We start from the raw sequence: 21,216 nt of genomic DNA on the forward strand, positions 1-21,216 counted from the left end.
ACTTTTTTTCTTAAATTGCCTTCTAAGTGCGAGGCTAGTTTTTCTTATTCATGTTTCTTACCTGATTAATCAGACGATTTTGTCCTTGGGATTCATTCCATGTGTAAGCACGGTGTCCCTTGCGATTATAAACGACGGCACTCAATGGATTATTCACATTCGATTGATTGCGGTAATCTTGCCCGGCATATCTTCCTATTGATGACCGATAATCATTTTCCACAACGGAAAGAATTGTGACGTTATACTTTCTCAGCTCATTAATCATTGATGATGAACGGTTGAGGCGGTTGATGGAGCTTTGGCTGCCATAAAAGATAACGCTTTCTCTTCCTTTTCTTATCGATACAGGCAAACCGTCATTATCGAGATCATACCTTACACGGAATCTATCACTGTCAGATTCGGCGACGTAGATAGTAGTGTATTGAGGATACCATTGTTGATTAGCATCTGTATTCTTTGTGTTATATCGTGTTGTCCGAGTATGAGCACCATCTTGGTATCCCGTATTGTGGGGATCCTGCGTCGCGCAGCCTTGTCCCAGCAATAAAAGCGCCCCAGCAGTCAGCAGCATAAACCCGGTGTGCAAGTGAGTATTCTTTTTCATCATTTTACTATTTGTTTCTGGCATAATATTCCTTGTTGTCGTTCAGGCTTGTTTTGTTGTTTTGTTCTTTGTGGATTTTTTTTTAATGCTCTGATTCATTTTGCTAAGAAGGTGAGTAAAATCTGATTAACCTCATTTGCATGTGTCCAAATCAATCCATGAGGTGCATCTTGAATCTCGATATACTCAGCATCGGGTAAGGCGTTATGAAAGGGGCGTCCGGTCGAGTCAATCGGCAGGATGCGGTCACCTGTCCCGTGGATAATGAGTGCAGGGACCTTGATATCGCAAATGTCCTTACGGAAATCAGTTAGCCAAGAGTCAATCACCGCCGAGGACGCATACCATGACGCATCGGCTGCCGTATTCATCGCATTATGCAGGGCTGCTTCACTCAGACGGTTGCCTAGAAATGCATCGGTATTAAAAAAGTCATGATAAAAGGTTTCAAACCATGCGTAGCGGTCATTCATCACTGACTCTTTGATCTCTTCAAAGACTTTGGCGGGTACCCCAGTAGGGTTATCCTCTGTCTTGAGCAGGAAAGGCTGGAGCGACGAGATGAAAACAGCCTTTGCTACTCTGGACTGTCCATAGGTACTCAGGTATCTGGTGATTTCGCCCGTGCCCATCGAAAATCCCATTAATACAGTACTTTCGAGGTTTAAAGTATTCATAATCACATTCAGGTCCGCCGCAAATGTGTCGTAGTCATAACCGATTGCAGACTTGCTCGAATAACCGAACCCTCTACGGTCATAAGTAATAACGCGGTATCCTGCCCCCAGTAAAGCGGCACACTGTTTTTCCCACGAATGCCCATTCAATGGATACCCATGGATCAAAACAACTGGTTGCCCAGAACCGTGATCTTCGTAGTACAATTCAATAGCTGTTGAATTCTCTATTCCTACTTTGATAACACTCATCATTTACTCCATTACACCGATGCGGGCTGGTGGTTTTAACCCACACCGGGATATATAATATTTTATTCGATTATTTCTCAGGCTTTCCGGCTTACAATCACGACGACCCCGCCCACGACCAGGATGGCTCCAATAATCGGAGAGAGTGGTATTTTTTTCTCTGTATCAGAGGTGATCTGGATCGGTCCCATATCGACTACTTTCTCCCTTTTTGTATAAGTGATGGCTTGATAGCCTAGGGAGATGATTCCTAAGCCGATTAAAACGATACCGATAATAATTTTTGAATTCATATTTTTTTCTATTGTTTAGTTTACCTGCGCCCCGAGATGAACTGGATCAGTACCATCACGATGGCAATGACCAGAAGGATGTGAATGAGACCGCCCATTGTATAGCTGGTGACTAGACCGAGTAACCAGAGGATGAGGATGATGACGACGATGGTGTATAACATGTGATTAATTCTTTTTTAAAGGGATAGAAGTCGATCAATTGATTAATTGCTCGATACGTTAGTTGTTTCCAAGGTCATGTTATTGATCACACTACTGACCCCGTTGATGTCGTTGACCAGTTTACTGACAAACATTTTTTCATCTGCATTTTTGGCGACGCCAGTGATTGTCACGATGCCATCGTTCGTGCTGATAATGGTATTGATTGCACTGGTTGAACGGTGAGAGAGCAGCAACCATTTGACTTGGGCAGTAATGGAGGCATCGTCGATTTTCTCTGATATGATATCCACGGGTTTCGGGACGATTCCCGTTGCCACAATCATTTCATTTTTCACGGCTTTGACTCCATCGATATCTTGTACGTACTCGGTGGCCCACTCTTTTTGATTTGCATCAGGAGCCTGCCCTTTTAATGTCACGACACCATCAAGTACGCTGACCTGTACGCCACGGGCACTCACACTGCGTTGGAAAAGAAGAACGGATTGCACCCTCCGGGCGATCCATTCATCCGAATGCTCCAAAGGCCCAGCCGTTTTAATCTCGAGTTTATTATCTACGCTTTTTACTCCTGGTAAGCCCGCCACGGTATCCGCGGCGAGTGAACGGTGGGCGGAATCAGCCACAATCCCGGTCAATGTCACCACTCCGTTTTTCGATTCGGTTTTAATGGTGTCCCCCGATAGGTATGTTTTGAATAGGTATGAGTTTCTGGCTGATTCTTCGATGCGCTCGTCTGTTTCTGTAGCGTGCAATGAATTACCGACCGTGCTGATAAATATGACCGCCGCGGCCGTGAGTAGTGTAGTAATATATTTCGATTTCATTTTTTAATCCTCTTGTAAGTAATGGTGATTGTTGAATTTTTAAATCTGTCCATAGCGTATCTCTACCGTCCCTTTTTAACTATGGGGTCTAACCCTACCAAGCTCGTGCTTGTGACGAACTCATCCCTGTTCCACTTTATTTACGAATACTTCATAAGACTTGGTGACGGATGACTGCTTTGGGTCTAGCTTATAAATAGTGAAAATAAATAAACCTCATAATAACTTATCCTCCTGTCGCAAAGAATTGACGGCTACAAAGAGCAGGCTCAAGAAGGAAATATCCCGACGCGAGAGTGCCGAAGGAAAGCTCCGACAGAGCAAATTGCACTATTCAAAATTACTCAAGGAGTCGGACTTGTTACAGGGCCAGCTGCGTCACTTAACGCATCAAGTCCTCCTCGATCAGGAAGATGATCGCGAGGAAATCAGCCGCGAACTCCACGACGACATCGCCCAGACACTCACCGGGATCAATATCCATCTCGCATCATTGTCCCGCGAAGCCGTGATCAATACTAAAGGACTCAAGAAAATAATCTCTCATACTCAAAAACTCGTTGAGCAAGCCGTGAATATCGTCCACCGTTTTGCCAGTGATTTGCGACCCACTGTCCTGGATGACCTCGGACTGATTCCTGCACTTCACTCTTATATGAAAGACTTTACCAAGCGCACCAAAATCCCCATCCGTTTCACCGCATTTGCTGGGGTGAAAGAGCTCAGCAATGCCCGCCGTACCGTCCTCTACAGGGTTACCCTATCGGCCCTGACCAATATTGCACAGCACGCAGATGCCTCCCTCATCACGGTAAGCATCAAAAAAACTAATACCACCATCGATCTATGTATCCATGACAATGGAAAATCGTTTAATGTGGAGGACGTACTTTTTATCAAACGGCACAAGCGCCTCGGTTTACTCGGAATGAAAGAACGGGTCGATATGGTAGGTGGCCACTTCACGGTGGATTCCTCACCCGGAAAGGGAACCACTATTTGTGCCATTATTCCTCTTATCAAAAAGGATAAGGTCAAAGTCCCCCTCGAATCAAAAGCCTCACCCCGGAAATGCCTCCTATGAAACGTATCTCTATCCTTCTGGCTGACGATCACTCCATTGTCCGCACAGGATTCCACAAGATACTCGATGATGAAAAGGATTTTCTTGTCATCGGGGAAGCCAAAAATGGCAGGGAAGCTATTGATAAGTCCATCAAACTGAGCCCTGACATAGTCCTCATGGATATTGGAATGCCCATACTCAATGGATTAGAGGCCACACGCCAGATATGTAAGACCATTCCGAAAACAAAAGTGCTTATCCTCTCGGCTTTCAGTGAGGATGCCTACTTTGAAAAATCCCTTGAGGCCGGTGCCTCGGGTTTTCTGATTAAACAATCATCCGCAGATGTCCTGGCCCGTGCGATCCGACAGATCTACAGTGGAAGTAACTATTTTAGTCCCTTAATTCTCCTGCAGCAGTCTAAAAATAAAATGCCCGACCGCTTGGGTAAAATCAAAAAGAAAAATTTCATCCTAACATCCCGCGAGATCGAGGTCTTACAATTGATCGCAGAGGGAAAAGCAAATAAACAAACGGCTGATGAACTCTCCATCTCGATTAAAACCGTCGAAAAACACCGCAGCCATCTCATGGAAAAACTCAACATTCACGAAACTGCCGGACTCACCCGCTACGCGATTACTGCCGGCATCATTTCTTGCGATGTGAGTTTAACCATTACCCAGGATTGATCTCCATTTTTCACCCATTTGATTGTTCCTGCTTTTTTTCCACGCCCTCAATGAGTGTTTGCTCACACGGCAATTCCTTAATACCTCACGATGAATAGAGCCCTCATGGATGGGGGGTTTCAGCGTATAGAAATATCCAGAGACCGGGCAGTGGGTCGATACCAGTAAAAGCAAAAAGCGCTTCCCCATACTAGGAAGCGCTTTGAGAGATTAATGAGATGTCGTGGAATTAGCTCGCGACTGGTTCTTCGGTTGATTCCGCTGATTCAGGAGTCATACTCTCGAGAGCATCCTCTGAGACACGCATTTCTAAACCGCGATAATTACGGAATCCTGTCCCAGCAGGAATCAAATGTCCCATAATGACATTTTCCTTGAATCCTTTGAGTTTATCAATACGTCCCAAGGTCGCCGCTTCCGTCAAGACACGGGTTGTGTCTTGGAATGACGCTGCTGAAATAAAGCTATCCGTTTCAAGGGATGCCTTAGTGATTCCGAGGAGTACTGGTGTTGCTTCAGCGGGTTTTCCACCGGCCTCCGCGACACGGCGATTCTCACGCTCAAACTCGATACGGTCGACTTGGTCACCCCAAAGGAGTGATGTGTCACCCGGATCAGATATTTTCACCTTACGGAGCATCTGGCGGATAATGATTTCAATGTGTTTATCATTGATTTCCACACCTTGAAGGCGATAAACCTCCTGGACTTCATTCACTAAGTATTCCTGTAGCTCTTGGGGTCCGCATATCTCGAGGATTTCGTGTGGGACGACTGGTCCTTCGGTTAATTGAGATCCTTTTTTGACGTTGTCACCTTTAAACACAATGATGTGTTTGGACAAAGGAATCAAATGCTCTTCTTCATTACCTTCTTCATCCTGAATGAGAAGTTTTCGTTTACCGCGAACGATTCCGCCGAAGTCAACAACCCCGTCGATCTTCGCGATCTCAGCACTGTCTTTCGGACGGCGAGCCTCAAAGAGCTCGGCCACACGTGGCAAACCACCGGTAATATCCTTTGTCTTAGCGATCTTACGTGGTGTCTTGGCAAGCAACGCACCGGCTGTGACCTTTTTGTTCTCTTGGACAACAATGTGCGCCCCGGCCGGGATCGAATATGTCGCGATGACTTCACCAGCACCGTCACGGATGACGATTTGTGGATGCAAATCTTCTTTGTGCTCAATCACGACTGTACCCAAGAACCCTGTGGATTCATCCATTTCTTTCTTCACTGTAACGCCTTGGATGATATCAACAAACTCGACCTTACCGGCTTTTTCGGTCAAAATCGGTACGTTATACGGATCCCATTGAGCAAGGGTCTCACCCATCTTAGCTTGAGAACCATCTTTAAATGCAATTTTCGATCCAATAACAATGTCGTGACGTTCAAGTTCACGCCCATCTTTTTCAATAACAGAGATCGATCCGCTCTTATTCAGGGCGACAAAACCACCTTCAGTGGATTCCACCGCTTTCAAATCATTGTAGCGGATCGTTCCTTCATTCTTAAGTTTGATAATCGGTTGTTTGAATGTCTTACTAGCTGTTCCTCCGATGTGGAAAGTACGCATTGTCAGCTGGGTCCCTGGTTCGCCGATCGATTGGGCAGCGACAATACCGACAGCCTCACCGAGTTTAGCGATTTTACCTGAGGAAAGATTACGTCCGTAGCATTTAGCACAGACCCCGTCTTGGGATTCACAAGTAAGGACCGAACGGATTTTGACCTTCTCAATGCCGAGTTTTTCAATACCGGCAGCTTTGATTTCATCAATTTCCTCATTTGCGTGGACAATGACTTGTTTTGTGACCGGATCAATAATCTCATCACATGACGTACGTCCGATAATACGGGTCGGCAGACTGACGATTTCCTCGTCCCCTTCATAAATCGGTTGCACCCAAATGCCGTTAGCAGTCCTACAATCAGGGATCTGGATGATCACGTCTTGAGATACGTCAACGAGTTTACGGGTCATGTAACCGGAGTCCGCTGTCTTCAATGCTGTATCAGCAAGACCTTTACGGGCACCATGTGTGGAGATGAAATACTCAAGGACGGTGAGTCCTTCGCGGAAATTTGAAAGAATAGGTCTTTCGATAATTTCACCCGATGGTTTCGCCATCAATCCTCGCATACCCGCCAACTGCACAACCTGTTGTTTATTACCACGGGCACCTGAATCAACCATCATAAAGACGGGGTTAAATTCTTTTTTGCCCTTATTATGATCGAGGGTACGGTACATGACGTTACTGATTTGGCTTGTACAATGCAGCCAGATATCAGTGATTTTATTGTAACGTTCACCTTCCGTAATGACACCATTACGGTATTGTTTCGCGACTTCCGTCACCAGTTTAAAGGCTTTTTCGACTTCGACACGTTTTTCATCAGGAATAATCATGTCATCAATACCAATGGAGACACCTGCCTGAGTAGCTTCTTGGAACCCGAGGGATTTCATCTGGTCGAGAATCTCAACAGTACGTGGGGCTCCCACTGCGTGATATGTGCGGTAAATAATATCACCTAAAATCTTTTTAGGGACAGGTTTATTCACATACCCGATTTCAGAAGGCCAAATGTAATTAAACATGACTCGGCCGACCGTTGTTTCGATCGTCTTCTTGGTGGATTCACCGTAAAGGGTTTTATTGCCGAAATCCGGGTTCTTAAAGACAATCGGATCGTGGAGTTTGAGTGACTTTTCTTGGTAGGCAAAAAGCACCTCATCATAATGCGCAAATATCGACAACCGGCGTTTTACACCTTCTGCATTGAGGTAAGAACCCGGACGGGGATTTTGCGTCAAATAATAACACCCGAGTGGAATGTCCTGTGAAGGAGTAATAATTGGTTTTCCATTTGAAGGGGAAAAGATATTCCTCGTGGAAAGCATCAATATTTTCGCTTCCATTTGGGCCTCAATGGAAAGGGGCACATGGACAGCCATTTGGTCACCGTCAAAATCAGCGTTATAAGCCGTACAAACCAGCGGATGGACACGGATCGCATCCCCTTCAATCAATGTCGGCTCGAAAGCCTGGATCGACAAACGGTGGAGTGTCGGAGCGCGGTTCAAGAGAACGCAGTGACCTTTGGTCACTTCATCAAGGATATCCCAGACTTCAGGAGCTTGGCGTTCAATCATCTTTTTAGCACTACGAACCGTGTGCACAAATGACAATTCCTTCAAACGGCGGATAATGAATGGTTCGAAAAGAACCAAAGCCATTTTCTTCGGCAAACCACATTGGTTGAGCTTGAGCTCTGGCCCGATGACGATGACGGAACGACCCGAATAATCTACACGTTTACCGAGGAGATTTTGGCGGAAACGACCTTGTTTGCCTTTGAGCATGTCGGAAAGGGATTTGAGGGGACGGTTACCGGCACCTGTCACAGGACGCCCGTGGCGGCCATTATCCATCAAGGCATCGACAGCTTCTTGGAGCATCCGTTTTTCATTACGGATAATCACGTCAGGAGTCTTGAGCTGGAGGAGATTTTTCAAACGGTTATTCCGGTTGATCACACGGCGATAAAGATCGTTCAGATCAGATGTCGCAAAACGTCCGCCTTCAAGGGGAACCAAAGGACGCAAGTCAGGAGGGATGACAGGAAGTACTTCCAAGATCATCCATTCAGGGCGTGTCTTTGATCCAGCCAAGCCCATAATATATTTAAGGCGCTTAGCCATTTTCTTCTTGGTCTGCTTACTACGGGTCGTCTGGAGGGATTCCTCGAGTTCCTTGACTGTATTCGCGAGATCCATACCGGCCATGACATCACGGATAGCTTCCGCGCCCATTTTGGCGACGAAACTACCATCACCATATTGGTCGAGGGCTTCACGGTATTCCATTTCACTGAGCAACTGGCGTTGTTTGAGTGGCGTACGACCTGGATCGACGACCATATAGTCCTCATAATAGATCACACGTTCGAGCAATTTCGCGCTCATATCCATCAAGAGCCCGATTTTGCTAGGCATACATTTATAAAACCAGATATGCGAAACAGGAACAGCAAGCTCGATGTGTCCCATACGGTCGCGACGGACGCGTGAGAGGGTGACTTCCACACCGCAACGGTCACAGACAACACCTTTATATTTAACCCGCTTGTACTTACCGCAAGCGCATTCCCAATCCTTTGTCGGACCGAAAATACGTTCGCAGAATAGGCCCCCTTTTTCAGGGCGGAATGTACGGTAATTGATTGTTTCAGGGTTCTTCACCTCACCTCTCGACCATGAACGGATCACTTCGGGGGAAGCAATCGTGATCGAAACTTGATCAAAACTGTTCTCCTGTCGTTCAAACTCGAGGATTTCTTTAACTTCAGAACTTTCCTGTATTACGGCTGTAGTATCTTTAATCATATTTACCTGAGGAATTGAGTTAAATTAAACCGCTATGCTTTCTGTATTGCTTTTCTGGACCCGGATATCGAGGCAGAGACCTTGCATTTCTTTAACGAGCACGTTGAAGGACTCCGGAGTACCGGCTTCCAGATTACTGTCACCCTTGACAATTGATTCGTAAATCCGCGTACGACCTGTCGTATCATCGGATTTGACCGTGAGTAATTCCTGGAGCGTGTAGGCAGCACCATAAGCTTGCATAGCCCAGACCTCCATTTCTCCGAAACGTTGTCCCCCGTATTGGGCTTTACCACCCAGAGGTTGTTGTGTAACCAGCGAGTACGGTCCGACAGCACGGGCATGGATTTTATCGGCGACCAAATGGTTCAGTTTCATCATGTAGATATAACCGACGACGACACGTTGATCAAAACGCTCACCACTGCGTCCATCGTAGAGGTAGGTTTTACCGTCCTCATCGAGGTTCGCCTGCTTGAGGTATTCACGGATTTGTTTCTCAGCAATACCGTCGAATACAGGTGTTGCCACCTTGAACCCGAGCACCTTCGCAGCAATACCCAGATGCGTTTCCAAGACCTGTCCTACATTCATACGTGAAGGCACGCCCAATGGATTCAGGACAATTTGCACGGGTGTACCATCCGGAAGGAATGGCATATCTTCTTCAGGTACGATTTTTGCGATGACACCTTTATTCCCGTGGCGACCGGCCATTTTATCACCGACAGAGATTTTCCTCTTACTGGCGATATAAACCTTCACCTGCTTGATAATGCCAGGATCCACGTCGTCTCCGCTTTCGATTCCGTCAAGTAAACGGTCACGATCATTTTCCAAATCTTCGAATTTACTTTCAAAGCTCGATATAATCTCGCGGATCTTGATGCGAATCGGGCTTGGATCGATTTCAATATGGTCATAGACACTGGCGAGTTTACGCAAGAGTGTCTTTGTGATCTTACGGTTTGCAGGGATAATAATCTCCCCTGTCTCGGCATTCACGACATCCAGCGGGATTTTCTCTCCCAAAAGGACATTGGAAAGTCCTTCGGTGAGTTGCTCCAAAAGCTCGTTTTTCTTCTTATTAAAATCATCATCGATTTCTTTACGGCGTTTTTTGGCTTCTGTTTCGCTGAGCTTGATTCTTTCAATCGTCTTGTTCGAGCTCACCTTTGTCGCCATGATTATCCCGCCGATTCCGGAAGGAACAGTCAGGGAACTATCTTTAACGTCCGCCGCTTTTTCACCGAAAATCGCACGGAGCAGGCGTTCTTCAGGAGAAAGCTCTGTTTCGCTTTTCGGAGTGATTTTACCGACCAAGATATCTCCAGGTTTTACTTCGGCACCGACACGGACAACCCCGTCATGACCGAGATTTTTAAGTGCTTCCTCACCCACATTTGGGATATCACGGGTGATTTCCTCAGGCCCGAGCTTTGTATCACGGGCACCGATTTCGAACTCTTCAATATGGATCGATGTATAAATATCATCTTTCACCAGTTTTTCAGAGAGGAGGATCGCGTCTTCGAAGTTATAACCATTCCATGGCATGAAAGCCACAAGCACATTACGTCCGAGAGCTAATTCACCTTTTTCAGTACAAGGTCCGTCAGCAATCACCTGTCCTTTTTTGATGTGCTCACCCTTCTTGATAATCGGCTTATGATTAAAACAAGTGGCGGAGTTTGTACGCATGAATTTCCTTAATTCATAAACGTAAATACCCTTTTCATTGTCGGTTTTTAATTTCTTTTTGCTATCAGGCATTTTGCCGTCCTGAGTGACGACTACTAAATCACCGGTGACAGAAGCAACAATACCACTCCCCTCGGAGACAACGACAACACCCGAGTCACGGGCAACACGTTCTTCCATTCCTGTGCCGACAATGGGTGAATCTCCGTAAAGAAGAGGTACCCCTTGGCGTTGCATGTTCGAGCGCATCAATGCACGGTTCGCGTCATCATGCTCAAGGAAGGGAATCAAACTAGCAGCTACAGAAACCAACATGCGGGGAGAAACGTCCATGTAATCAACCTTGGCCGGTTCGACCTCCAAAAAGTCCGCACGGTAACGAACCGAGATTTTGGGATCGGTAAATTCACTCTTGTCATTCAAGGGGGAATTCGCCTGAGCGATAACAAAGTTTTCGGACTTGTCAGCAGTCAAATATTCGATTTCGTCTGTCACCTTGCCATCGATCACACGGCGGTAAGGTGCTTCCAAAAATCCAAACTCATTGACTCGCGCAAATGAACTTAGAGAATTGATCAGACCGATATTCGGGCCTTCAGGAGTCTCAATCGGGCAAATCAAACCATAGTGGGAAGGATGCACGTCACGAACCTCAAATCCGGCGCGATCACGGGACAAGCCCCCGGGTCCAAGGGCCGACAAGCGGCGCTTATGGGTCATTTCTGACAGGGGATTTGTTTGATCCATGAATTGGGAAAGCTGGCTGCGTCCGAAGAAATCACGGATCACGGCACTCAGTGCTTTTGGATTAATCAACTTCTGGGGAGTCATCCCTTCGGTATTCACATCAAAAAGTGTCATACGCTCTTTGACCAAACGCTCCGTACGGGCTAACCCGACACGGCACTGGTTAGCGACGAGTTCACCCACAGTACGTACACGGCGGCTGCCTAAGTGGTCAATATCATCGATCGATCCGTCAATACCTGCACGCAGTCTCAACAAATACTTGATCGCTGAAACAAAATCATCATTCGATAATGTCCGCTGTTCGATATCCACTTCCATGGTTAGCTTTTGATTCATTTTGTAGCGACCCACACGACCTAAGTCATAACGTCTGGGATCAAAGAAAAGTCTTTTAATCAATGCCTTGGCATTGGCCACAGTGGGGGGATCCCCGGGACGCAAACGGCGGTAAATCTCGCGCAAGGCCTCTTCTTCATTGTGAGTCGGGTCCTTCTTGAGGGATTTAATGATCGTATCGTCATCTTTAGTGTCGACGACTTGTACTGACTTGATCCCTAAATCAATCAACTGTTTAATCACTGCTTTTGAGAGTGGCTCAAAGGCACGTGCTACGACAATATCCTGGTCACGAATATCAGTGGTCAGGACTTTTGTCGCAATGGTTTCTACGTCAAGGCCTGTGGAAAGGCTGATTTTTTCGATATCATAAAATAGTTTCAGGATTTCTTCATCAGTGCTATACCCCAAGGCTCTGAGGAATGTGGTGGCCAAAAACTTCCTACGGCGGCGGCGGCGATCCAGATAAATGTAGAGGAGGTCGCTCGTGTCAAACTGGACTTCAAGCCAGTTACCACGGTCTGGTATGATACGGAAACTAAAGAGAGTTTTCCCGTTGGCGTGGATGGAAGATTCAAAACAAATACCAGGGGAACGGTGAAGCTGGCTAACAACGACGCGTTCAGCACCGTTAATCACAAATGAACCACGGGGTGTCATCAAGGGCAATTCGCCCATGTAAACGGTTTCTTCCTTCGCATTTTTGTCATCCTTGAGACGGAAAGTCAAATAAAGCGGTGATGAAAAGGTTTGGCCTTCTCTGACACATTCAATATCACCCATCTTGGGTGAGCCCACTTCGTACTGCACATAATCCAAGGAGACTTTCTCGTCATAACTTGAAATAGGAAAAACTTCCTTAAAAACAGCATGGAGACCTATATTCTTGCGTTTGCCCGGAGTAACATCCGTTTGTAAAAAATCAATGTACGATTGAACCTGCAATTCGATCAAATTAGGAACATCGATGACATTCTTAAGCTTTCCGAAGTTTCTTCTTAATGCAACCATATGGTCTTATTCTCCGTGGTAATTTTTTCCGGTCATCATACTCACGCCTGATTACTGGTCAGACGGTATTTTTTTCCCAAGGCAATTTTATTGCATTTTTTTCACTTCGCGATCTGTCCGTGAAATGTAAAAAGACTCCCGCCTGTTGCCTGGAAAAAAAGTTTCAGGCGGGAGTCAAAAATTAAGCGCTTATTGGATTTCTACTTTGGCGCCAGCAGCTTCGACTTTTTTCTTGATGTCTTCAGCCTCTTCCTTATTCACGCCTTCTTTGATCGCTTTAGGAGCACCTTCAACGAGGTCTTTAGCTTCCTTGAGTCCAAGTCCGGTGACAGCGCGTACTTCTTTGATCACATTGATCTTGTTAGCACCGGTTTCTTTGAGGATAACATTGAAGGATGTCTTTTCCTCTGCAGCAGCGGCAGCCGCAGCGGGAGCTGCAGCAGCAGCTACAGGAGCAGCAGCACTGACACCCCAAGTTTCTTCAAGTTTCTTTACGAGTTCAGCGGCTTCCAAAACGGTGAGCCCACTGAGTTGCTGAACGATTGTATCCAGATCTGCCATATGTTTTACCTTTATTATTTTTCCTTGTGTCGTAGTCGAACCGAACCCCGGTTCAAATTAACCTCCGGCGGGCATAAACCGGAAGCTACGAGTTACATGGGATTTTTTATTACGCCCAAATTTGTTTATCTGGTGATTATGCGCTTTTTTCGCTTTTTGCCTTAATAACCTGGGCCAATTGTCCAGCCGGAGTATTAAGCAACACAGCGAGTTTGGTCGCAGGAGCATTAATCACACCGAGAATCATGCTGCGGAGGACATCCAAGCTTGGCAAGTCTGCCAAGGCTTTTACCTCTGCAGCACTCAAAAGCTTATTATCAAGCACACCCAGTTTAATGGATGGTTTTTCGAATTCCGAAGCAAAGGTTTTTACGACTTTGGCAGCGGCTGACACATCCTTCAGGCCAGTGACAATGGCGATCTGCCCTGTCAAAGAAGCCCTCAGATCAGGGAGCCCTGACTGTTCGGCGGCAATACGTAATGCCGTGTTTTTGATCACCTTGTATTCGGCCTGGACATCACGGAGACGTTTGCGCAACTCATTAAAATGAGTTACTGTCATGGATGAATATTCGGTTACGATCAAATACGGGGATGCATTGATCTTTGACTTGATATCTGCGACTAAAATTGTTTTTTCGGGTCTCATATTTTATTCCCTCTCAAAGTTAGCTTTTAATGATCGCACTCGCATCGAGACGGATCCCGGGAGTCATTGTTCCGGATAATGTCGCATTTAGGACGTAGGTCCCTTTTGCCGTCGAAGGACGTGATTTCAAAATCGCCTCTATTACAGCATGGATATTATCCAAGAGGGCATTTTCATCAAAGGAGACTTTCCCAGTCGGGACATGGATATTTCCTGCCTTATCAATTTTGAATTCCACACGGCCGGCTTTAACTTCTTTAACGGCCTTGGCTGTGTCATCAGTGATTGTCCCTGTCTTCGGGTTTGGCATCAAACCGCGGGGACCAAGAACCTTACCGAGTTTGCGTACTTCCACCATCGCTGATGGCGTGGAAATAGCGACATCAAAATCATTAAACCCATCACTGCATTTTTTGATCAGGTCTTCGAAACCGACATACTCGGCACCTGCTGCCAGAGCTGCGTCTGCAGCCGCCCCTTGGGCGAACACAGCCACACGCACATTTTTACCACTTCCGTGGGGAAGTGCTGCGGTTCCACGCACCATTTGGTCGGATTGTTTCGGATCGACTCCGAGTTTAATTGCCAGATTCACCGTTTGGTCAAATTTGGTGGCGGGCATTTTTTTGAGGATGCTGACCGCCTCTTCAAGGCGATAAACCTTTTTCATGTCAACAAGCTTTGCTGCTTGTTGATAACGCTTACTTTTTTGATTAGCCATTATTTTACTCCTTGTGGTGTGACGGTCCCTATGTAGAAACCGACTCTTCGCTCCCGTAATTTTCCTATTTGAAGAAAAATAAGAAGCTCCCACGTTGTTGTTTTAGTCAATAACTTCGATTCCCATGCTTCTGCATGTACCTGTCATCATGCGGATACCGGCCTCGTCACTATTGATATTTAAATCTTTACGTTTGACATTAATAATATCCAAAAGCTGTTTTTTGGTGATTTTTCCCACTTTTGTTTTATTCGGTTCCTTCGATGCCGAAGCGATTCCTACAGCTCTTTTAATCAGTCCCGCTGCGGGTGGTGATTTTGTGATAAATGTAAAGGACTTATCCTTATATACACTAATCACGACAGGTAGGATATCTCCTACCTGTTTCTGGGTTTCAGCATTGAACTGTTTACAGAATCCCATGATATTAACACCATGTTGACCCAATGCCGGTCCAACGGGGGGAGCTGGATTTGCTTGCCCTGCCGGAATCTGTAAACGAATGATTGCACTTACTTCTTTAGCCATAATTCACCTTTTATCTTGTTTTAATCTACTTCACGCTCCACTTGCCAGTACTCAAGTTCCACAGGAGTATTCCGTCCAAAAATGGAAACGGAAACCTTTAATTTTCCTTTTTCAGTGTCGATTTCTTCAATCACACCGGTGAAACTCATGAACGGACCATCATTAATTTTCACTTTTTCACCTACGTTATAATCAACTTTAGGTTTTGCCTTGTCCTCTTTTTCGGAGATTTGGGCGATTAAATTCTCTACTTCTTCATTCCTCAATGCGCTAGGACGTTCACCGCCGACAAACCCGATCACCCCGTTTGACTCACGGATAAAGTACCAGGTTTTTCCGACTAATTGACGCTTGTCGTCATATAAATTTAAATGGGCAAAGACATAACCGGGAAAAAGTTTGCGGACAACCTCGATTTTTTTTCCTCTTTTGACTTCCGCGACTCTCTCAGTAGGAACGAGGATTTCTTTAACACATTCCCCCATTTCCTCGATCTTGACTCTTTTGAGCAGGCTGTCTCTGACTTTATTTTCCTGCCCACTGAGTACATGGATACTGAACCACTGAAAGTTAGTATTTTCTTCTGGAGCACTTTGGGTCACAGCCCCCTCATTTGGTATGGGATTTTGATCTTCCACGATTTTACATGTCTCCAATTTTTAAAATGAATTTCCTGATAAATGATGATAAGACTGTATCAGCTGCCACAATATAAAATGATAACAATACACAGGCAACGATCACAACCACTGTGGATTGGATCAACCCTTGATAACGTGCATAACCTTTTTCCTGTGGATCGATCGGCCAAATGCATTTCGAGAGCTCCACTTTCGTCTCAAAAAGAAAATTCCTAATTTTTGCACCGTGCTTAATCATTAACCATGCTACAAAAAGTGCAACGACTCCCCATATTATAGTCGTAGCAGGATGGTTTTTGATCCAATTGAGTATTATATCTGTAAAATTCATTTTATATTTTCACCTTTATTGGCAGGCCAGGAGGGACTTGAACCCCCAACAAACGGTTTTGGAGACCGCTACTCTACCAATTGAGCTACTGGCCTAACGACCAAAAAAACATTTTTCCCGAGACAGTCGAGCCCTGTCAGTTATTTTGACAGGGCCGGCTGGATCAGAAATGATTTTTATCCCTTTATGAAACAATGTCTGAAACACGACCGGAACCGACCGTACGGCCACCTTCACGGATCGCGAAACGCATTGTTTTTTCAATAGCAACAGGGGTAATTAATTCCACTTCGATACTCACATTATCACCGGGCATCACCATTTCAACACTCGCTGGCAATGTCACGACACCGGTCACGTCTGTGGTACGGAAATAGAACTGAGGACGGTATCCGTTAAAGAACGGGGTATGACGTCCACCTTCTTCTTTGTTCAAGACATAAATTTCAGCTTTGAACTTTGTATAAGCCTTGATCGAACCTGTTTTGGCAAGAACCTGACCGCGCTCGATGTTATTTTTTTCAACACCACGCAACAAGAGACCGCAGTTGTCGCCCGCACGGCCTTCATCAAGGCTCTTACGGAACATTTCAACGTCAGTAACAACTGTCTTAATCGTATCCTTGATACCGACGATTTCAATTTCCTCACCTTTTTTCACAATACCACGTTCGATACGTCCGGTAGCCACTGTTCCACGTCCGGAGATGGAGAACACGTCTTCGACAGCCATCAAAAATGGTTTATCGATTTCGCGGGCTGGCTCAGGGATGAATGTATCGATCGCATCCATCAGCTCAAGAATACACTTGGCATCAGGGGAACTTGGATCGCTCGATGCGAGGGCTTTAACAGCAGAACCTTTGATAATGGGGATTTTGTCACCAGGGAACTCATAGGAGCTCAAGAGCTCGCGGACTTCCATTTCGACAAGTTCCAAAAGCTCGGGATCGTCGACCATGTCGCATTTGTTTAAGAAAACAACAAGGGCAGGCACACCGACCTGACGAGCCAAAAGGATGTGCTCGCGTGTTTGAGGCATCGGACCGTCTGCAGCGCTCACGACAAGAATCGCTCCGTCCATCTGGGCGGCACCGGTAATCATATTCTTGATGTAGTCAGCGTGTCCTGGGCAATCAACGTGTGCATAGTGACGATTCTCTGTCTCATACTCCTGGTGGGAAGTATTAATGGTAATACCGCGCGCCTTTTCTTCGGGGGCGTTATCGATATCCTCATATTTACGAGCTTCCGCCATGCCTTTACCTGCCAATACGGAACAAATTGCGGCAGTCAAGGTTGTCTTACCATGGTCAACGTGTCCTATTGTTCCAACGTTAACATGGGGTTTAGTACGATTGAATACTGCTTTGGCCATATTGGCTTCTCCTTACAGTTTTTTGGTTAGTGTTTTGAATTGTTTTCTAAATTTATATTTCTTATGGAGCCCATGACCGGGATTGAACCGGTGACCTCGTCCTTACCAAGGACGTGCTCTACCAACTGAGCTACATGGGCCTTACTTACAGTTCTTTTCCCGCTCTTTTTAAATCCATCCGTACCGTATACACAACAGCTTGTATGAATCCATGCGATGACCGGGCTCGCTCCAATTTTAATCTCTAGCTTCCACCAAAAATAAAAATCGTTTATCATTCTGGAATAAAACCTGCTTTGCCGTCAAATGACGAAAAGCCTCCCGAAAATTTTATTCGTTGGTAACGAAAAGAATTCTCTGAAGACTCCAAAGACTTGAATTACTCCAAGGGGATCAAAATAAGGACTTTCCGAAAAATTAGTCAATTGGTTTTTTAACTTTTTCACATAAAGTTGATAATATATTCATTGACAAAACATGATTTACTGTCAATTTTTAAGTCGGATTTCTCTCTATCTTTGAAATGATAATATTCTAAAGGATAGAGCACCCTAACTCCCTAATTTGTCCGATCCTCATAATTTTCCACGAGGAACATTTTGAACGCCGATCAACTAGCCGCCTTCTTTTTCCGTGAAAATGTGTATTTCGACCTAAATCTTCCCGTTATTTAATCACTTTTTTTAATTCGTCCGGGTTTTCTTTAGAAAGATCGATTTTTATCCAAAACGGTTAAGCTCAAAGTATTTCACTCAGAATGACTTTGAATATTGTGTGTATTCGTATGGCACGCCCGTTTTGCAATCACAGTCCCTCCCAGATTTTCTCTCTACACTTCTAATCGATATCCGACTCCATGAACGGTGAGGAGGTGTACCGGATCGGCAGGGTCGACTTCGATTTTCTGGCGGATCTTCACAATGACCTGATCGAGTGTGCGGGTGGTACCGTAATATTCCATCCCCCAGACCTCGTCGAGTAATTGGTTACGACTGACGACATTGCCTGTCTCGCGGTGGAGCAAGGCAATAATCTTGAGTTCCTTTTCCGTGAGGTCGATTTTCTCTTTTCCCCTCTGGCCGCGCATGGCCTTAGTATCGATCTTGACTGAGCCGAAAACAATTTGCGCAGGTAGGACGATCCCTTTCCCGTTTTTTCCAGCTGGGGCAATTTGCTCGGAACGCCGCAGGAGGGCATTGACCCGTGCGAGTAATTCACGCACACTGAAAGGTTTTGTCATATAATCATCCGCGCCGAGCTCGAGCCCTACTACTTTATCGACCTCCTGCCCCTTGGCCGTGAGCATGAGGATCGGCACTTGCATCCCACCCGCCCTGATCTCACGGCAAAGATCGAACCCGCTTTTTCCCGGGAGCATGACATCGAGCACCATCAGCGAGGGCTGGAACCCTTTGAGCTTGGCCATCACCTGACGCCCGTCACTGACTTCATCGACATCGTAATTCTCGCTTTTGAGCGACTCCACGAGTCCCATCCGGATATGGGCATCATCTTCAACGACCAAAATTTTCTTTTTCATAAAAGTGTCTCCTCTTCTAGAGTCAGCGTGAGGGTGAAATTACTGCCTCCCCCTTTTCTTTGTGCACAGGTAATGATCCCCCGGTGATCTTCGGCGATCTTTAAAGCTAGTGTGAGCCCTAGGCCCGAACCCTGTACACCACTCGAAAGCGAGTCATGGGCACGGTAGAAACGCTCGAAAATTTTCTTTTCCTCACCTGACGGAATCCCAATACCCCGGTCAAGCACACTGACATGGAGTTTCTTCCCGTCGATGACCGTGTGTAATTCGATACTTTTGACATCGGTAGAATATTTTTCTGCGTTCGAGAGCAAATTAACCAAGACCTGTGACAAGGCATCCTCATCCCCGTCGATGAGATAGGCGACTTGCTCCCCGTGCCAGACTGTGTCGAATCCCTGATTCCGCAAGTGCAGTTCCTGACCTTCCCACAGTTTTTGAATCACCGGATAAAAATCAAACACTCTTTTATGATACCGTTTCTGTCCCTTCTCGATCTTGGCGAAATCTAATACATTGTTGATTAACCTTGTCAGGCGCTCGCTCTCCAGTGTGATGATGCGCAAATAGTTCGTCACTTTTTCGGGTTCCTGCACCCGTCCCTCCAAGAGCAACTCGGCAAACATCCTGATCGAGGTCAGCGGTGTCTTGAGTTCATGCGACACATTACTGACAAAGTCCGTTTTCTTTTGGACAATCTCCATGCGTTTACGGGTTTCATTAAAGATAAACCATACCCCTACACAAATAGCGGCGAGTGCCAGGGCGATGACACTCATGAGGACTAATCTCATGGTCCGGGCCGAACGCTCCAGCCGGTTCGCGTCCCGGAAATACAAGCCCACCTCCCAATAAGGAAGTACTTCCCCTATTTCCGTAGCGACAAAGGGCTGTTTCCAGTCGGGGCGGTAACCATCCATTGCGGAAAAACTCACGGGTTTACCCTTGTTATTCAGTATGGCGATTCCCACGTCCTGATTCCCTTTGAGGACTGAGGATGGGAAACCTATCGCCATCATTTTCTCAACCCCCTTAGCCTCTAAAGCCATGCAAAAAACCGTCTCTTTTATATGGTCGGGCCTATACCAGAATAAAACCTCCAGCCGATCATCGACGTAACGGGAAATAATCCCTTCCTTCTGGGCACTCACGATTTCACTAAACCGTGTATAATCTGCCACCACCGACGATGTTTGTTGTTTATTTTCTTCGTCCTGGAGCCTGACCTGTTTTTTCGGCGCGACACTGCGGTAATAGGTCTCAGCTTTCTTATTTTTGAAAGATTCTTTTTCCTCATTCCTGCTGGATAGGGAAACATCCGGAGTGATCGCCGCAGTAGGTGGCGCGGGGGCATTATCTACTTTTGATGCAGACATCTGATCCCCACTTATTCTGTCCCGCTTTTGAGATTCCATCGCTAGGCCTGATGCGGCATCCGACCGGTTATCTTTCGATTGTAATTTATCAGTGGACATCTGGTTCTGCTTAAGAACCTCATCGATCTGGGGAACTGTCTGGTAAACAGCCACGGATGTTTGATTCCCAAAAAAAGTGCGATTCAGCTCAAAAAAACTTTTCAGGCGCGCATCCGAATCCACGGCAATCTGTGAAGGCGCCACGATCCCGCCTTGCATATCCGTGGCAAAAAAGACCGGTTGATATTCCGAGAATAAACTATTCTGCTCGAGTCCCGTAACAATCTGCTCTGGAAGCTGGCCACTATTGGCCAGGCTGCCAAATTCATTCACCCCGTCTTTGAATTTCAGGAATTCCGAGGCAATATAAAGCCTGACCTGCGCGGCTAATTCATCCGTCTGGGTTTGCCGGAGTTCCACTTCCTGATTTTCAATAATCACTTTTTGTTGCCCCGCCGCTCGGAATGCCAGCACCCCGAGCACAAAGGCCGGGAGAAAAATAAAAACGATAAAAATGATGGCATTCTTCTTCATACGATTAATCAATGGTTCATTAACAGAATCCGTGCAAATTGCGACACATGTCCTCGGAATCCTCGATTATTTTCATTACGAACCCGTCCCTGGCCTTCTTTTATCACGCTTATGATTCCTTCATGAGAACCTCATAAAA

18 protein-coding genes and 2 tRNA genes are annotated in these 21,216 nt (G+C 46.0%); 2 read left to right on the plus strand and 18 right to left on the minus strand.

Annotated features, from left to right (window positions below; translation table 11 throughout):
* Nucleotides 1-34: 34 nt before the first annotated feature.
* The 5 genes from SGI98_10870 to SGI98_10890 all read right to left on the minus strand — a co-directional run bounded on the left by SGI98_10870 (nt 35) and on the right by SGI98_10890 (nt 2,827).
* Nucleotides 35-634, minus strand: coding sequence for a hypothetical protein (locus SGI98_10870; GenBank protein MDZ4743905.1), 600 nt, complete (start codon nt 632-634; stop codon nt 35-37).
* Nucleotides 635-705: 71 nt separating this feature from the next.
* Nucleotides 706-1,539, minus strand: coding sequence for an alpha/beta hydrolase (locus tag SGI98_10875; GenBank protein ID MDZ4743906.1), 834 nt, complete (start codon nt 1,537-1,539; stop codon nt 706-708).
* Nucleotides 1,540-1,616: 77 nt separating this feature from the next.
* Complete coding sequence (locus SGI98_10880; GenBank protein MDZ4743907.1) at nt 1,617-1,832, minus strand: DUF3185 domain-containing protein; 216 nt, start codon at nt 1,830-1,832, stop codon at nt 1,617-1,619.
* A 20-nt stretch (nt 1,833-1,852) separates the two neighbouring features.
* Complete coding sequence (locus SGI98_10885) at nt 1,853-1,996, minus strand: lmo0937 family membrane protein (GenBank protein ID MDZ4743908.1); 144 nt, start codon at nt 1,994-1,996, stop codon at nt 1,853-1,855.
* Nucleotides 1,997-2,038: 42 nt separating this feature from the next.
* Complete coding sequence (locus SGI98_10890; GenBank protein ID MDZ4743909.1) at nt 2,039-2,827, minus strand: BON domain-containing protein; 789 nt, start codon at nt 2,825-2,827, stop codon at nt 2,039-2,041.
* A gap of 199 nt (nt 2,828-3,026) precedes the next feature.
* Here SGI98_10890 and SGI98_10895 point away from each other — a divergent pair, with 199 nt between their 5' ends.
* Nucleotides 3,027-3,911, plus strand: a complete 885-nt coding sequence (locus SGI98_10895) for a histidine kinase (GenBank protein MDZ4743910.1) — start codon at nt 3,027-3,029, stop codon at nt 3,909-3,911.
* Nucleotides 3,908-4,585 carry a response regulator transcription factor gene (locus SGI98_10900; protein ID MDZ4743911.1) on the plus strand — a complete coding sequence of 226 codons (678 nt, stop codon included), beginning with the start codon at nt 3,908-3,910 and terminating at the stop codon, nt 4,583-4,585. The genes SGI98_10895 and SGI98_10900 overlap by 4 nt, the downstream gene beginning before the upstream one ends.
* A gap of 229 nt (nt 4,586-4,814) precedes the next feature.
* Here the strand turns inward: SGI98_10900 and rpoC are convergent, their stop codons facing one another.
* From rpoC to SGI98_10965, 13 genes are all read right to left on the minus strand, one after another.
* Complete coding sequence (rpoC, locus tag SGI98_10905; protein ID MDZ4743912.1) at nt 4,815-8,981, minus strand: DNA-directed RNA polymerase subunit beta'; 4,167 nt, start codon at nt 8,979-8,981, stop codon at nt 4,815-4,817.
* A gap of 24 nt (nt 8,982-9,005) precedes the next feature.
* Nucleotides 9,006-12,779, minus strand: a complete 3,774-nt coding sequence (gene rpoB / locus SGI98_10910) for a DNA-directed RNA polymerase subunit beta (GenBank protein MDZ4743913.1) — start codon at nt 12,777-12,779, stop codon at nt 9,006-9,008.
* 189 nt (nt 12,780-12,968) lie between these two features.
* On the minus strand, nt 12,969-13,340 hold the full coding sequence (gene rplL / locus SGI98_10915; GenBank protein ID MDZ4743914.1) for a 50S ribosomal protein L7/L12: 372 nt from the start codon (nt 13,338-13,340) through the stop codon (nt 12,969-12,971).
* A gap of 136 nt (nt 13,341-13,476) precedes the next feature.
* Nucleotides 13,477-13,989, minus strand: a complete 513-nt coding sequence (gene rplJ / locus SGI98_10920; protein ID MDZ4743915.1) for a 50S ribosomal protein L10 — start codon at nt 13,987-13,989, stop codon at nt 13,477-13,479.
* A 19-nt stretch (nt 13,990-14,008) separates the two neighbouring features.
* Complete coding sequence (gene rplA / locus SGI98_10925) at nt 14,009-14,710, minus strand: 50S ribosomal protein L1 (protein MDZ4743916.1); 702 nt, start codon at nt 14,708-14,710, stop codon at nt 14,009-14,011.
* Nucleotides 14,711-14,812: 102 nt separating this feature from the next.
* Nucleotides 14,813-15,238 carry a 50S ribosomal protein L11 gene (gene rplK, locus SGI98_10930; GenBank protein MDZ4743917.1) on the minus strand — a complete coding sequence of 142 codons (426 nt, stop codon included), beginning with the start codon at nt 15,236-15,238 and terminating at the stop codon, nt 14,813-14,815.
* Between the two features lie 20 nt (nt 15,239-15,258).
* Nucleotides 15,259-15,876, minus strand: coding sequence for a transcription termination/antitermination protein NusG (nusG, locus tag SGI98_10935; GenBank protein ID MDZ4743918.1), 618 nt, complete (start codon nt 15,874-15,876; stop codon nt 15,259-15,261).
* A gap of 4 nt (nt 15,877-15,880) precedes the next feature.
* On the minus strand, nt 15,881-16,210 hold the full coding sequence (locus SGI98_10940; protein MDZ4743919.1) for a preprotein translocase subunit SecE: 330 nt from the start codon (nt 16,208-16,210) through the stop codon (nt 15,881-15,883).
* A gap of 19 nt (nt 16,211-16,229) precedes the next feature.
* Nucleotides 16,230-16,305 (minus strand) — tRNA-Trp (locus tag SGI98_10945).
* A gap of 89 nt (nt 16,306-16,394) precedes the next feature.
* A complete protein-coding gene (gene tuf / locus SGI98_10950) occupies nt 16,395-17,588 on the minus strand; it encodes an elongation factor Tu (GenBank protein MDZ4743920.1) in 1,194 nt (397 codons plus the stop codon).
* Between the two features lie 64 nt (nt 17,589-17,652).
* Nucleotides 17,653-17,728 (minus strand) — tRNA-Thr (locus tag SGI98_10955).
* Nucleotides 17,729-18,417: 689 nt separating this feature from the next.
* Complete coding sequence (locus tag SGI98_10960; GenBank protein MDZ4743921.1) at nt 18,418-19,128, minus strand: response regulator transcription factor; 711 nt, start codon at nt 19,126-19,128, stop codon at nt 18,418-18,420.
* Nucleotides 19,125-21,077 carry a HAMP domain-containing sensor histidine kinase gene (locus SGI98_10965; protein MDZ4743922.1) on the minus strand — a complete coding sequence of 651 codons (1,953 nt, stop codon included), beginning with the start codon at nt 21,075-21,077 and terminating at the stop codon, nt 19,125-19,127. Before SGI98_10965 ends, SGI98_10960 begins: the two co-directional genes overlap by 4 nt.
* Nucleotides 21,078-21,216: the final 139 nt, after the last annotated feature.

Source organism: Verrucomicrobiota bacterium (genome assembly GCA_034440155.1).
In the GTDB taxonomy this organism is placed as follows: Bacteria; Verrucomicrobiota; Verrucomicrobiia; order JAWXBN01; family JAWXBN01; genus JAWXBN01.

What these genes read in the sequence shown, in the direction of transcription:
- SGI98_10870 (MDZ4743905.1), bottom strand. Translation starts at nt 634, where the DNA reads ATGCCAGAAACAAATAGTAAAATGATGAAAAAGAATACTCACTTGCAC.
- SGI98_10875 (MDZ4743906.1), bottom strand. Translation starts at nt 1,539, where the DNA reads ATGAGTGTTATCAAAGTAGGAATAGAGAATTCAACAGCTATTGAATTG.
- SGI98_10880 (MDZ4743907.1), bottom strand. Translation starts at nt 1,832, where the DNA reads ATGAATTCAAAAATTATTATCGGTATCGTTTTAATCGGCTTAGGAATC.
- SGI98_10885 (MDZ4743908.1), bottom strand. Translation starts at nt 1,996, where the DNA reads ATGTTATACACCATCGTCGTCATCATCCTCATCCTCTGGTTACTCGGT.
- SGI98_10890 (MDZ4743909.1), bottom strand. Translation starts at nt 2,827, where the DNA reads ATGAAATCGAAATATATTACTACACTACTCACGGCCGCGGCGGTCATA.
- SGI98_10900 (MDZ4743911.1), top strand. Translation starts at nt 3,908, where the DNA reads ATGAAACGTATCTCTATCCTTCTGGCTGACGATCACTCCATTGTCCGC.
- rpoC (MDZ4743912.1), bottom strand. Translation starts at nt 8,981, where the DNA reads ATGATTAAAGATACTACAGCCGTAATACAGGAAAGTTCTGAAGTTAAA.
- rpoB (MDZ4743913.1), bottom strand. Translation starts at nt 12,779, where the DNA reads ATGGTTGCATTAAGAAGAAACTTCGGAAAGCTTAAGAATGTCATCGAT.
- rplL (MDZ4743914.1), bottom strand. Translation starts at nt 13,340, where the DNA reads ATGGCAGATCTGGATACAATCGTTCAGCAACTCAGTGGGCTCACCGTT.
- rplJ (MDZ4743915.1), bottom strand. Translation starts at nt 13,989, where the DNA reads ATGAGACCCGAAAAAACAATTTTAGTCGCAGATATCAAGTCAAAGATC.
- rplA (MDZ4743916.1), bottom strand. Translation starts at nt 14,710, where the DNA reads ATGGCTAATCAAAAAAGTAAGCGTTATCAACAAGCAGCAAAGCTTGTT.
- rplK (MDZ4743917.1), bottom strand. Translation starts at nt 15,238, where the DNA reads ATGGCTAAAGAAGTAAGTGCAATCATTCGTTTACAGATTCCGGCAGGG.
- SGI98_10940 (MDZ4743919.1), bottom strand. Translation starts at nt 16,210, where the DNA reads ATGAATTTTACAGATATAATACTCAATTGGATCAAAAACCATCCTGCT.
- tuf (MDZ4743920.1), bottom strand. Translation starts at nt 17,588, where the DNA reads ATGGCCAAAGCAGTATTCAATCGTACTAAACCCCATGTTAACGTTGGA.
- SGI98_10960 (MDZ4743921.1), bottom strand. Translation starts at nt 19,128, where the DNA reads ATGAAAAAGAAAATTTTGGTCGTTGAAGATGATGCCCATATCCGGATG.
- SGI98_10965 (MDZ4743922.1), bottom strand. Translation starts at nt 21,077, where the DNA reads ATGAAGAAGAATGCCATCATTTTTATCGTTTTTATTTTTCTCCCGGCC.